This window comes from Pseudovibrio sp. Tun.PSC04-5.I4, from assembly GCF_900104145.1.
In the GTDB taxonomy this organism is placed as follows: domain Bacteria; phylum Pseudomonadota; class Alphaproteobacteria; order Rhizobiales; family Stappiaceae; genus Pseudovibrio.
Genome location: NZ_FNLB01000006.1, coordinates 106,804 through 120,147 on the forward strand (window position 1 = coordinate 106,804; position 13,344 = coordinate 120,147).

Consider the following 13,344-nt stretch of genomic DNA (forward strand, 5'->3'; position numbering starts at 1 on the left):
TGGATTGCGCTATGACCGTGGACACCAACAGAAGACGCTATCAGGATGTTGCAGAAGAGCTCGTCTGCGACCTTGCCAACGGAGCCTATGCAATAGGTGACCGCCTGCCAACGGAACGCAAGATCTCCGAGGATCTGGGTGTGAGCAGGTCATTGGTGCGCGATGCTATGATCATGCTGGAAGTGCAGGGCCTTGTCGATGTCCGAAAAGGTTCTGGAACTTATGTGGTGCGCCTTCCTGCTGGTGACGCACCTGAAGTTGCTCTGGAACAGGACATCGGGCCATTTGAGCTGCTGCAAGCGCGTCAGCTTTTGGAGAGCAATATTGCTGCATTCGCTGCAACCATGGCCACCAAAGCGGATATCGTACAAATGCGCGAAACGCTGAAACGGGAGCGGGAAGAGCTGGAGTCCGACACCAGCAATTATGTGGCTGATGAGGAATTTCACCGGCTTGTGGCTCAGGCCAGTCAGAACACTGTTCTGACTGAATCAGTCGAACACCTTTGGAACCTGCGCAAACGCTCACGCATGTGGGAGCAGTTGCATCATCGCATCTTCGACAGAGGCTACCAAGTCAAGTGGTTGGATGATCACCAGGCAATCCTGACAGCGCTGCAATGCCGGGATCCGCAAATGGCACGACAAGCCATGTGGCAGCACTTGGAAAATGTGCGCCAGACATTGTTGGAGTTGTCGGATGTCGATGATCCCTCATTTGATGCGTACCTGTTTGACACGGACCCACTGGCTGCTGTGGCCCATTCAAAGAAATAGTATTTGAATTTTTAAACAAGGGCTTCTGCCCCAAGAGTTAGAAAAGTAAAGAGCTAAACATGGAACAGACTTGGCGCTGGTATGGCCCTCACGACCCGGTTACCCTCAAAGATGTTCGTCAGGCAGGGGCAACGGGCATTGTTTCTGCACTGCATCACATCCCCAATGGAGACGTGTGGCCAGTTGACGAAATACAAAAGCGCAAAGCTGAAATTGAAGCAGCGGGCTTGGTATGGTCCGTTGTAGAAAGTATTCCGGTCCACGAACATATCAAAACCCGCTCTGGTGATTTTGAAAAGCACATTGAGACTTACAAGCAATCGATCCGTAATCTGGTTGCCTGTGGCATCACAAAAATCTGCTACAACTTCATGCCGATCCTGGATTGGACCCGCACAGATCTGGCGTATGAGCTGGAAACGGGTGCAACGTGCCTGCGTTTTGATGCAGATGTCTTCACAGCCTTTGACATCTTCATTCTGGAACGTCCAAACGCAAAAGCAGAATATTCTGCTGATGAACTTGCACGCGCAACTGCTGTGTTTGAAGGGATGAGTCAGGAAGATAAAGACGGTCTGGTCAAGACCATTCTTGCCGGCTTGCCGGGGTCAGAAGAATCCTACACTCCTGCAGACATTCGGGCGCACTTGGAGTGTTACGACGGTATTGATGCAGACAAACTGAGATCTCACCTTGCATTGTTCCTGCAGGAAGTCATCCCGGTTTGTGTGGAGGAAGGCGCTGTGATGGCAATCCATCCGGATGATCCACCGCGCCCACTGCTGGGTCTCCCACGCATTTGTTCTACGGAAGCTGATTACGAGTATATCTCAAAGGCAGTGGATGTACCGGAGAACGGTTTCACATTCTGCACTGGCTCTCTCGGTGTTCGTGCTGATAATGATCTTGTAGGTATCGTCAAACGCTACGCCGATCGCATCCATTTTGTACACCTTCGCGCAACCAAACGGGAAGAAAACCCGTCTTCTTTCCATGAAGCAGATCACTTGGTTGGTGACGTGGATATGGTCGGCGTAATTTCTGCGCTAGTGGATGAAGAAGAGCGCCGCAAAGCGGAAGGCTGGACAGATCTCATTCCGTTCCGTCCAGACCACGGCCATGCCATGTTGTCGGACTTGCAGATGAAATCCGCTCCCGGATACCCGGCAGTTGGTCGCCTGCGTGGCTTGGCAGAATTACGCGGTGTTGAAACCGCAGTACGCGCCCTCCGCAAAGCATCCTGACGTTCGTTTTTTCTTCACAAAACGTCTGCAGGGCCGAGATCTTTTCTCGGCCCTTTTTTGTGTCTGTTGAAATCACGTCGGATTTATTTGTGTAATATTATTACATAACATATACATTGCAGCTCTTTCTTGAATACACCTGCGGTCAGCAGAGGATTTCGGCGTGCAGCTAATTGAAATGGACGGAGTTGGGATTAAACGGCAAGGGCGCTGGTTAATTCAAAACATCTCGCTTAGCGTTAAATCTGGCGAGATTGTTACGCTTATCGGGCCAAATGGCGCTGGCAAAAGCACCACCGCAAAAACAGCTCTGGGTGTTTTGAAAGCCGATGCAGGCTCCATCAAACGCAAACCCAACCTCAAAGTTGGCTACGTTCCGCAAAAGCTCACCATTGACTGGACGATGCCGCTGACGGTCCGCCGGTTGATGAGCCTGACCGCCAAACCAACACAAGATGAAATTGCGCTTGTATTGGAGAAAACCGGTATCTCCGGGTTAGCCGGTTCCTATGTTCAGCAACTCTCTGGCGGTGAATATCAACGAGCTTTGCTCGCACGGGCGATCCTCCGCAAACCGGATTTGCTTGTGCTGGATGAACCGGTTCAGGGCGTGGATTATGCAGGTGAAATTGCACTCTACAATCTGATTCTAAAAATCCGGGATGAGCTTAATTGCGGCATTCTTCTCATCTCCCATGATCTTCATGTGGTGATGACGCAAACCGATACAGTGGTCTGCCTCAACGGCCACGTCTGTTGCAGCGGTGCGCCTGAACACGTGGCTGCTTCAACAGCCTACAAACAGCTATTCGGGGATACCGCAGCCGAGTCCCTTGCGATTTATCACCACCATCACGATCACAAACACCTTGCTGACGGAACAGTCATGCACACACACGACGATGATGGAGATTGCAGCACTCATGGATGATTTTATTGTACGCGCCATGCTTGCAGGGATCGGTCTGGCTCTGGTGAGTGGCCCGCTCGGGTGTTTTGTAGTCTGGCGGCGCATGGCTTACTTCGGCGACACTATGTCTCATTCAGCACTGCTCGGTGTAGCGCTGGCATTCCTGCTCAATATCAACCTGATGGTCGGCGTGATTGGTGTAACCGTAACCGTTTCCCTGTGTCTTCTCTTTCTGCAAAAACGCGGGTCACTCTCAACAGATGCCCTCTTGGGCTTGCTTTCACATTCTGCACTTGCGCTTGGAATGGTACTGATTGCCTTTATGGGGTCTGTGCGGTTTGATCTGCTGTCGCTTTTGTTTGGCGACATCCTCGCTGTTGGCACAGTCGACGTGATTGCCATTTATGTGTGCGCAGCGGTAATCCTTGTTCTGCTCTACCTGCTATGGCGCCCATTATTGGCATCCACCGTGAATAGAGAGCTGGCTGAAGCCGAAGGGCTCAACCCTGAACGAACTCAACTGATCTTCATGATCATGATGGCTGCAATCATCGCCATCGCAATGAAGATTGTCGGCGTTCTGTTGATTACAGCTCTCCTGATCATTCCGGCAGCCACAGCGCGCTGGTTTGCAAAGTCACCGGAGCAAATGGCGATTGCGTCCTCGCTGATTGGCGTTGCCAGTGTCGTGCTGGGCTTAGAGGGCTCATTGCAGTTTGACAGTGCCTCAGGTCCATCCATCGTGGTGGCTGGCATGTGTTTATTTCTGCTTTCACTGTTTGCATCCAGCCTCATAAGCAGGATATTGGGAACAGAGCGAAAGCAGTGAGGTGAAAGAATAAAACAATGGCAACCGCAGAATTGAAGCTAACGAAAAATCAGCGCCTTGTTCTGGATCTGCTGTGCGCCTCTGAAGCTCCTATGAGCGCATACTCTATTTTAGACCAGCTCCGCACAGAAGGACTGCGCGCGCCGTTGCAGGTCTACCGTGCGCTGGATAAACTCATTGGTTTGGGTGCTGTCCACCGGTTGGAGAGCATGAATGCCTTTGTGGCCTGCGCACATCCTGCCTGTCACTCGGTCGAGATGGTTGGCTTTGCCATCTGCGAATCCTGCGGCAAAGCGCTGGAATTTGCGGATACTGATGTCGCTGAATTTTTAAGCAGATGGGCCACCGCCAACGGATTTGTAGCTAAAAGCACATCCATCGAGATTAAGGGAACCTGCTCATCCTGCCAAAGCAACCCTGAATGCTGCTCAGGAGCTGAGGGAAAAACGACGGCGTAGATCAAATAGGCTCGGCACTTCACTCTCTGTGTGGCGCAGCTCCGCAGGCTCTATCAATTCTCGCGATATCCAGTTGGTCGTATAGAGCAGAGGCTTTTTCTCAGATTTTTTTGAGGCTTTCCCACCAAATCCGCTACCATCAACGAGCACCATATCGCTGGGTAGTTTTCGTCTCAGCTCCGAGAGGCTTGAGAACAACAAAGAGCGATCTTTGCTACACACCTGCAACCCTGTAGCGTGTTGAGCCAGCTTCACAAACATATCCGGGAAGGATTGTGTTCGCTCACTCACCACATAGCGCAGGAAGATGCAGGGGGAGTAATCCCCGAATAAGCTCTCAATGTCTCCGTCTGGGTCAATCTCGCTGATATTGCGAAACGGCACATACAGCGCGTTCTCATCATTATAAAAAGTTTCATGGCTGATGATGTTGAAGTGACCTTTATGCTTTGACGTGAAAGCCAGAGAGGAAGGCACATCAGAAGTCTCAAGCCCGTCTTCAATAACCCGCAAACCACCATTGTAAAGTGGGTCGCCATAAGCAAGAACCAACGCTCCGGATACACGCTGAAAAGCCAGATCAAACTCCCTGTCGGGGCAAGGGCCAATGCTCAGCAATAGATCGGAAGCAACAAGGATGCGCGTGGGGATCGGGCAAGTTCCGCCGTGATCGCTCCAAATGACCTCAAGGTCGCTTAAACTGGCAAAATCGCTTGGCTGCACAGTCTTCTAGTCCTCATGATGTTGAAAATCCGTCTTGGGTGCGGACAAATCAATAATGCGGATATAATGACGTAGCGGCAAGTGAGGGGAGCATGCAAATAGCTTATTTAAGAAAACAATGTGGTGCCTGTGGCACGTGCGCTACAACAAACTCAGTTGCTGGGTCTGAGTTTGCTGGAGCGCACTACACTAAAAAGGAGGATGCTCTGCGATAAGGGAACATCTTTCTCACCGCAGAGGAACAGCCGCTAAGGTTTAAGGGACTGTGATAAATGTTGGCTGTAACGATGTTGCAGGCGTTGTCGCTGCACCAGGGCCAGCAATCTTGTAGCCTGCAACACGGCGAGCGCTGGCTTTGCCGCGGTTCGCTTTGCGGTTGCCACCGCGATAATCCACGTTGATACCAAGATCATTGATCATGGCAACCAGCTGAGAGCGCGAATAGAAACCCAGTGTGCTCAGGAGTGCAGAAACGTGGTGTTTCACAGTTGCCTCTGAAATGCCAAGCTCATGCGCGATCTGCTTATTGAGCTTACCTTCTTTCAGATAAGTCAAAATGGTTGCCTGACGGCGTGTCAGATTGGCGAGGCCCTCGTAGAAGTCGACGCTAAATGCAGTCTGCGCTTCTTCAGGTTCGGCGCTTACCACAGCCGAGCCACCGGTCAGGATCGCTTTGAAGACTGAAAAATCCGTTGTTTTCGGAATGGCAGCACTGGCACCGCGTGTGATGAAGTACTCGGAAAGACCAGGATTATCCTGTTCCAATAGCATAACGAGACTGGAAATTTCATAGGTTTCCAGCAAGGCGGACGCGGTGCCAAGACCTGGCGCGCCTTTCATGCGTGGGTTCACGAGTACAATTGCGGAAGGGTGAAGTTCTACCCAAGTCTGCAGCTCAGAGTAACTTTTGGTCACAAGTACATTCACGCCATGGCACTCATTGGAGTAGATGCTCGCAAGTGCTCTGGAAAATGCCGGATGTGGATCACCAATAATAACGGTGTGCATGGAAACCTTCTCCCCTAGGGTTCCAACAGTTGTCTGACGCTCCCGATACATAATTTTTCCTCCTTAAACTATGCACTACGTGTTTCGTCGTATCTCTTGAAAAAAATACATGCATATGGTTTTTTTACAAGTGTTGTTGTGAGGGGCCATGGAAAATAATTTTCAAGATATCAGCGAAACGCGAAAAATAACTCAAGCAGAGAAGAGTGATCGCATGCGTAAGGAGATCCTTCTTGCCGCCATAAGCTGTTTGCATGAAATTGGCTATCACCGTGCATCTATTAAGAAAATCGCTGAAAGGACACGATTTTCTCAGGGTGCGCTGCAGCATCATTTTCCCACAAAAGAGGACTTGATGGTCTTTGTGCTGGAGAGATTGCTCGCCAAGTCCGTTCGTCTAACACTCGAATGGTTGAGCGAAATCCGTGAGGATAAAAGGAGAATTGCTGAGCTGACTATCAAATGGTGGACGAATCAAGCGAACTCTCCTGAGTATCTCACCATGATCGAAATTCTTGTTGCAGCGCGAACAGAAGAAGCGTTGCGCCGCCGCATCAAGCCAACCTTCGACAATTTCGCGAAAGTGACAGATGATAGAATTCTCGCTGTATTTGAGAGTGTCTTCATCAGTCAGGCAACGGCAAGAATGCTGATTACTGCGTCTCGTTGTTTGATGACGGGATTGGTCAGTGCGGATGGTTTGTTCATGAGTGAGCATGAAAAGCAGGCCTATATTGAGCAGTGGGCCGGCTTTATTCAGCAGCTGGTCGAGCAAAGTCCCCAAAAATAGATTAGACTTTAGTACGTTAAAACACCCGAGCTGGCGGCTCGGATGCTTGGGTTTATCTAGATCTGTCGATCCTGTTACATCAGCTGGCTGAGCTTCATTGCAATGCTCATGTCACCATCAATGGTGAACTTGCCCTGCATGAATGCAGCTGTTGGATCCAGATCGCCTGCAACCAGAGACTGAAGATCCTCGAAGGAAACACCAATGGTGCAGTCAACGTCTTTGTTGTCTGTGGAGATGGAGTTCCCATCAATCACCAGAACGCCATCTTCGCCACAGTCAAACTTAATTGAGTTTTCAAAATCGCTGGATTCCACGCGACCTTTCAGGTCATTTGCGACTGCTTCAATTCCCATATTTGTTCCCTCCATCTATGATATTACGGTGTTTGATAAATTCGGGCAGATGCCTAGAGTGTCCTACAAAGCTCACTAAGTATTACGCATCAGGCACCCGGTTAACGTAAGCGTAATCGAGCCATCACCAATTGTAAAGTCATCAGATTGCGCTTATTCGGGATACCACCTACTGCATAGGTTGGATCGTGAAAGCGGCTTCCCGAATTTGCTTCGAGATTTTCGGATAAGAATACACGTAAATTCAAGCTAACTGGTCAGTGATGGACTTTGTTTTCTCTATGATGACATCACCCGTGTGTTTTGTTGCAACAGGTTCGACCAAGACAATCCAGCATTCTTCCTGCGCGACCGGATTATGCATCCTACCTTTTGGTACCACGTGAAAGTCGCCAGTGTTGAGCGTGACAGCATCACCTTCATATTCAATAGTGACACTCCCTTTTACAACATAAAAGAGCTCATCTTCCTCATCGTGTTTATGCCAGGCCAGATCACCTTTGATTTTTGCAACTTTAACATACTGGTCATTCACTTGAGCCACGATTTTTGGCGACCAATAATCCGTAACTTGCTCAAACTCTGAATTAAAATTTCCAACCATACAAAACCTCATAATCTGAACAGGCCTCATATATGGGATGGAACAGCCGCACCGCAACACCATGCTGGCGTGTATCCGTTGACCTTTGAAAATGACCCGTTATAAGCGCCCCATGATTAGTCTATGCCCTCCTTTTATATACAGCCCTCCAATGGAACCTTTCCTTGAGGTCGTTCATCACGATGATGATCTGTTGGTTCTCAATAAGCCCAGTGGTCTGTTGAGTGTTCCGGGCCGTGTGGAGGCGCATAAGGACTGTCTGGAGACGCGTGCTCAATCCATTTATCCAACCGCAACCACCGTGCATCGGTTGGATATGGACACGTCCGGCCTTCTTGTTATGGCTATGAATAAAAATGCCCACCGTCACATGGGGCTTCAGTTTGAAAAACGTATGACTCGCAAAACCTATATCGCACGTATATGGGGCCATCCTGCAAACGATGCAGGTGAGGTTGATTTACCGTTGCGCTGCGATTGGCCAAATCGTCCAAAACAGATCGTAGATCACGAACTGGGTCGCTCCTCGCAAACCCATTGGGACGTGTTGGAGCGAGAAGAGAATACAACTCTGGTCAAACTGACACCGATCACAGGCCGGTCGCACCAATTACGCGTGCATATGCTGGAGCTGGGCTATCCCATCGTCGGCGACCGGTTCTATGCGGAAGGGGAGGCGCTGAATTTCGCGCCACGGCTGCACCTTCACGCGCAAGCCTTGGAAATACGTCATCCCAATGGGGGCGAGTACAACACATTCACGGCGGTCTGTCCGTTTATGAAACTCAGATAAGTACGACTCAGCATTGCAGGAATGAAATTTGTAAAAATGAGTCATGTTATCTACGCGTAATTACCATTAATCTTCCCCAAATATGTGAAATCCACAGGCCTTAGGTGAAACTACCAGTCTATTAAGCCAGTATCATTCTCCTCACAAAAATGAGTCAGGCAACTTGTCCTGTAATTTGACAGGCTCCCATCTTACTCTTTGAAAACGTTCGGATCTTCCTATCTAACTCTTTGATATTATATTTATATATCACGAGGAGTGGGGAGTGAAAATGTATGCAAGGCTATGCAATTAGCAGAAGCGTCCGGCGCAAGAACGAAATATGGGTTATGGAAATGACAAACCGATGGATTTGAAACGTTAGTTTTATGACATCCTATTCATATATCTCAGGTTTTTGACTTAAGTCACACGTCTAGACCGCAATATGACCCAATAATACTCTTGTCGAACGGAAGAGCGGTTTCCTCCCTTAAGCTGTTTTGTGACAAGTATCGATAATTTGTCACGTTTCTGCTTCGGATTTGCCTACGGAGAAGAGAATGCCTGTCACTAATCGCGAAGAATTAGACGCCCTTGTTGCCCGTGTTAAAAAAGCGCAACAAGTCTACGCTACATACACACAAGAGCAGGTAGACAAGATCTTCCGCGCGGCGGCTTTAGCTGCTGCGGATGCTCGCATCCCACTCTCCCGCATGGCGGTTGAAGAGACGGGTATGGGCGTGATGGAAGACAAGGTTATCAAAAACCAGTTTGCTTCCGAGTACATCTACAACAAATACAAAGACGAAAAGACCTGCGGTATCCTCGCAGAAGATGACACCTTTGGTACCATCACTATTGCAGAACCAATTGGCATCATCTGCGGCATTGTTCCAACAACCAACCCAACATCCACCGCTATTTTTAAAGCGTTGATTTCTTTGAAAACCCGTAACGGTATCATCTTCAGCCCGCACCCACGCGCAAAAATGGCAACCAACGAAGCTGCTCGTATCGTTCTGGAAGCCGCGGTCAAAGCTGGCGCACCAAAAGATATTATCGGCTGGGTTGACGTTCCAACCGTGGAACTCTCTAATGCTTTGATGAAACATGACGGGATCAACCTGATCCTCGCCACCGGTGGCCCGGGCATGGTGAAAGCTGCTTACTCCTCCGGTAAGCCAGCAATTGGTGTGGGCGCAGGTAACACCCCTGTTGTGGTTGATGAGTTCGCAGACGTGAAGCGCCTTGTTGCTTCTGTTCTCATGTCCAAAACATTCGACAACGGCGTGATCTGTGCATCTGAGCAGTCTGTTATCGTTGTAGAAGAAATCTACGAGCAGGTTAAAGAACGCTTCTCCAGCCACCAGGGCTACATCCTGAAAGGCAAGGAGCTGCAGGCTGTTAAAGATATTCTGCTAAAAAACGGCGGCCTCAACGCTGCAATCGTAGGTCAGCCAGCACCAAAAATCGCTGAAATGGCAGGCATAAAGGTTCCAGCAGGCACCAAAATCCTGATCGGCGAAGTCACAGAAGCCAGTGAAGCTGAGCCATTCGCGCACGAAAAGCTGTCTCCAACACTGGCAATGTACAAAGCAAAGAGCTTTGAAGATGCATGCGGTATTGCCGAAAAACTCGTCACCATGGGCGGCATCGGTCACACCTCAGTGTACTACACTGATCAGGACCGTTGTGCAGACCGTGTGAAAGAATTCGGCCGTCGTATGAAGACTGCCCGTATTCTCATCAACTCCCCAGCCTCCCATGGCGGTATTGGTGATCTTTACAACTTCTCTCTCGCACCATCCCTCACATTGGGTTGTGGGTCTTGGGGTGGTAACTCCATCAGTGAGAACGTTGGTCCAAAGCACCTGATCAACAAAAAGACCGTTGCTAAGCGAGCAGAAAACATGCTGTGGCACAAACTACCTGAATCCATTTACTTCCGCCGTGGTTGTCTGCCAATCGCTCTTGGCGATCTTGAAGGCAAAAAACGCGCTCTGATCGTAACCGATGGCTTCCTGTTCAAAAATGGCTACGCTGATGAGACTGTTCGTGTTCTCAAAAGCATGGGCATGGAAACAGTTGTTTTCTATGAAGTTGAAGCTGATCCAACTCTGTCCATCGTCCGCAAGGGTGCTGAACTTTGTAAAGCCTTCAAACCAGACGTGATTATCGCAATCGGCGGTGGCTCACCTATGGATGCTGCAAAGATCATGTGGGTTCTCTATGAGCATCCAGAAGTTGACTTTGCTGATCTTGCACTACGCTTCATGGATATCCGCAAACGCATCTACAAATTCCCGAAAATGGGCGGGAAAGCCATGATGGTTGCGATTCCAACCACCTCTGGTACCGGTTCTGAAGTAACCCCGTTTGCAGTGGTTACCGATGATGAAACCGGCATGAAGTACCCAATTGCCGATTACCAGCTGACACCAAACATGGCGATCGTTGATGCGAACCTTGTCATGAACATGCCTAAGTCTTTGACAGCGTTTGGCGGCATTGACGCCATCACTCACGCAACAGAAGCTTATGTCTCTGTTCTGGCAAACGAGTACTCAGATGGTCAGGCACTTCAGGCTCTCAAACTCCTTAAAGGGAACCTTGTAGAATCCTACGAAATGGGTGCCGCATCTCCGAACGCTCGTGAGAAGGTTCACAACGGTGCCACCATTGCAGGTATCGCATTTGCGAACGCCTTCCTCGGGGTCTGTCACTCCATTGCCCATAAAATTGGTGCAGCGTTCCACGTTCCACACGGTCTGGCAAATGCCATGCTGATCTGTAACGTGATCCGCTACAACTCCAATGATAACCCAACCAAGCAGACTGCATTCTCTCAGTACGCTCGCCCACAAGCGAAATGTCGTTACGGTGAAATTGCAGAACATCTTGGCCTTGTTGCAGCTGGCGACAGCCGTGATGTAAAGGTTGAGAAGTTGGTTGAGTGGATTGAAAGCATCAAGACTGCTCTCGATATTCCGGAAGGCTTCAAAGACCTCGGTATCTCCGAGGAGCAGTTCATGTCAAAAATCGACGAAGTTGCAGTGGAAGCATTTGATGACCAGTGCACCGGCGCAAACCCACGCTACCCGCTGATTGACGAAATCAAACAGCTCCTTCTCGATGGCTACTACGGTCGCGTTTATGTAGAGGGCCGCGCGGAGGATGTTGTAGATCTTGCGCAGGAAAAAGCGAAAAAGGTGAACAAAGCGAAAGCTTAAGCCTCAACGCAATCCTGCAAGCTTAGCATTGCGGCTCGAAAAGAAAGGCCCGGGGAAACCTGGGCCTTTTTGTATGAGATAAGTGCAAGGTATGTATCGTGCACAAATTTAACTTAGAGTTAGGTCGATACATTAAGGCATCAACAAAATTTTACTGAGATGTCGGTTAAGTCGGACGATTAATCTGATTCTGAATTATGTAACCATCAAGATAAATTTTTATTTCTACAGCCTGAAGTTAGTCGTTGATACAACCTCTCATTCAGATAATCATGAAACCAATACTCTTAAGTTCAATTGTTACTCTACTGGACAATATATTTTCAGGTGTACTGTATGATAAATCGTTTATTTTCAATTATAATCTCATTTTTGCTGCTCTTAGGAGCGCACACCTCGTTAGCCTCTGCCACAGAAGTTGCTTACGCCAAACAAGGCGGGTGGCAAATCACTACGGTCAAAGATCGAGGGCAGTTCAGTTATTGTGCGGCAGACACAGATAACAGCAGTGTCAGTCTGCGGATTGCGACTGATGGGCAGAACTGGCAAATCGGGGCACCCTTTTATGAGCAGGGACCCGTTATGGGGGACATTGGATTCTACCAGCTCAATGAAGTGTTGCAATTCAACACTGATGGGGACGGCTGGGCGAGTGCAGCTATACCCGCCGGTTTTCTCAATTCTTTACGGGTTGAACGCCAGTTTATGATGCAGTTAGATCGTGGTGTACAAGTTTGGTCGTTGAAAGGATCCTCTGCCGCCATCGGAAAGGCAATGGAGTGTGCAGCAAATCGTGGCGCAAAACCTAAGCAGAAAGCAAACCGCCAACCCAAAGATTTAAGTGAGCGCAATTACGGGACTGTCCGTGGCTGGACAGTACGCACGGGCTACGATGATAGAGGAACACCCTATTGTTCAGCGGAGGTGCGACGCAAAAACGGAACGCTGCGGATCATGTCCAACGGGAGCGAATGGCTGCTGGGAGTTCCCTATACTGGCAACGGGACGAAAAATGGCGGAATTATTCTGGATGGTCAAGGAGATGGTGCGGAGTTCTTTTCCAACGGCAGTGGATGGGCAGCCACCCAGGTTGCACCAGAATTTATTGAAGATATTGCCAAGGGTCGCAAACTTACAATTGAGCATGGCAGAGCCTCTCATGTCGTTCGACTGAAGGGATCCGCAGCTGCTCTGCTCAAGATCAAGGAGTGTTTGCAAACAGGCGGTCAGCCCCCGGTTGGACAAGCCCATATGCCCAAACCACAAATTCAATCGCAAACACCATCTCTCGCCTTTTCCGGTTCATGGGTTTGGAACAACGCCACAACCAAAATGCAGCAACCCGGAAACGTATCTAAGCTGGAGATGTTTGAGAACAACAGATTCAGGTACTGCTACAATTCAGATTGCAGATTGGTTACGGGGGACTACGGCCCGGATGACAGTATGAGTTTTTCATCGGACGGGACAAACTATTTCGAGTTTATGTTCCCAGAGCCGGGTGTGGCGGAAGGCCGATATTGGCTTAGTTTTAATGGTCCCGCCAGAGCTCCAGATGCAACAATAACAATGTATGCGCCCTGATAGTACAAACAATAACCCGGAGTTTTCTCCGGGTTATTCGTGCCTGCGAATAATTAT

General features: G+C 49.3%; 13 protein-coding genes. 9 read left to right on the top strand and 4 right to left on the bottom strand.

Going from position 1 to position 13,344, the window contains the following annotated elements; genetic code table 11:
• The first annotated feature begins 11 nt into the window (after positions 1–11).
• From BLS62_RS05525 to BLS62_RS05545, 5 genes are all read left to right on the top strand, one after another.
• Entirely contained in the window at positions 12–776 is a 765-nt protein-coding gene (locus BLS62_RS05525) for an FCD domain-containing protein (RefSeq protein WP_093177981.1), read from the top strand.
• Between the two features lie 59 nt (positions 777–835).
• The gene (uxuA, locus tag BLS62_RS05530) at positions 836–2,020 is read left to right on the top strand and encodes a mannonate dehydratase (protein ID WP_093177984.1); all 1,185 of its coding nucleotides are present in this window, start codon (positions 836–838) and stop codon (positions 2,018–2,020) included.
• A gap of 178 nt (positions 2,021–2,198) precedes the next feature.
• Positions 2,199–2,951, top strand: a complete 753-nt coding sequence (locus tag BLS62_RS05535; RefSeq protein WP_200798579.1) for an ATP-binding cassette domain-containing protein — start codon at positions 2,199–2,201, stop codon at positions 2,949–2,951.
• The gene (locus BLS62_RS05540; RefSeq protein WP_093177989.1) at positions 2,944–3,759 is read left to right on the top strand and encodes an iron chelate uptake ABC transporter family permease subunit; all 816 of its coding nucleotides are present in this window, start codon (positions 2,944–2,946) and stop codon (positions 3,757–3,759) included. The genes BLS62_RS05535 and BLS62_RS05540 overlap by 8 nt, the downstream gene beginning before the upstream one ends.
• A 17-nt stretch (positions 3,760–3,776) precedes the next feature.
• The gene (locus BLS62_RS05545; protein WP_093177991.1) at positions 3,777–4,217 is read left to right on the top strand and encodes a Fur family transcriptional regulator; all 441 of its coding nucleotides are present in this window, start codon (positions 3,777–3,779) and stop codon (positions 4,215–4,217) included.
• On the opposite strand, the gene BLS62_RS05550 is transcribed toward BLS62_RS05545, so the two are convergent.
• Both BLS62_RS05550 and BLS62_RS05555 read right to left on the bottom strand, forming a co-directional pair.
• Complete coding sequence (locus tag BLS62_RS05550) at positions 4,188–4,940, bottom strand: hypothetical protein (protein WP_093177994.1); 753 nt, start codon at positions 4,938–4,940, stop codon at positions 4,188–4,190. The two genes, BLS62_RS05545 and BLS62_RS05550, sit on opposite strands and share 30 nt — an antisense overlap.
• Before the next feature lie 255 nt (positions 4,941–5,195).
• Positions 5,196–5,999 carry a response regulator transcription factor gene (locus BLS62_RS05555; protein WP_093177997.1) on the bottom strand — a complete coding sequence of 268 codons (804 nt, stop codon included), beginning with the start codon at positions 5,997–5,999 and terminating at the stop codon, positions 5,196–5,198.
• A gap of 97 nt (positions 6,000–6,096) precedes the next feature.
• Between BLS62_RS05555 and BLS62_RS05560 the strand changes: the two genes are divergently transcribed.
• Entirely contained in the window at positions 6,097–6,738 is a 642-nt protein-coding gene (locus tag BLS62_RS05560) for a TetR/AcrR family transcriptional regulator (protein WP_093177999.1), read from the top strand.
• Positions 6,739–6,812: 74 nt separating this feature from the next.
• On the opposite strand, the gene BLS62_RS05565 is transcribed toward BLS62_RS05560, so the two are convergent.
• Positions 6,813–7,094, bottom strand: coding sequence for an SCP2 sterol-binding domain-containing protein (locus BLS62_RS05565; protein ID WP_093178001.1), 282 nt, complete (start codon positions 7,092–7,094; stop codon positions 6,813–6,815).
• Between the two features lie 244 nt (positions 7,095–7,338).
• On the bottom strand, positions 7,339–7,698 hold the full coding sequence (locus BLS62_RS05570) for a cupin domain-containing protein (RefSeq protein ID WP_093178003.1): 360 nt from the start codon (positions 7,696–7,698) through the stop codon (positions 7,339–7,341).
• 151 nt (positions 7,699–7,849) lie between these two features.
• Here BLS62_RS05570 and BLS62_RS05575 point away from each other — a divergent pair, with 151 nt between their 5' ends.
• From BLS62_RS05575 to BLS62_RS05585, 3 genes are all read left to right on the top strand, one after another.
• Positions 7,850–8,491, top strand: coding sequence for a pseudouridine synthase (locus tag BLS62_RS05575; RefSeq protein ID WP_093178005.1), 642 nt, complete (start codon positions 7,850–7,852; stop codon positions 8,489–8,491).
• Between the two features lie 542 nt (positions 8,492–9,033).
• Entirely contained in the window at positions 9,034–11,703 is a 2,670-nt protein-coding gene (gene adhE, locus BLS62_RS05580) for a bifunctional acetaldehyde-CoA/alcohol dehydrogenase (protein ID WP_093178008.1), read from the top strand.
• A gap of 336 nt (positions 11,704–12,039) precedes the next feature.
• Positions 12,040–13,287 carry a hypothetical protein gene (locus BLS62_RS05585; RefSeq protein WP_093178010.1) on the top strand — a complete coding sequence of 416 codons (1,248 nt, stop codon included), beginning with the start codon at positions 12,040–12,042 and terminating at the stop codon, positions 13,285–13,287.
• The last annotated feature ends 57 nt before the right edge of the window (positions 13,288–13,344 follow it).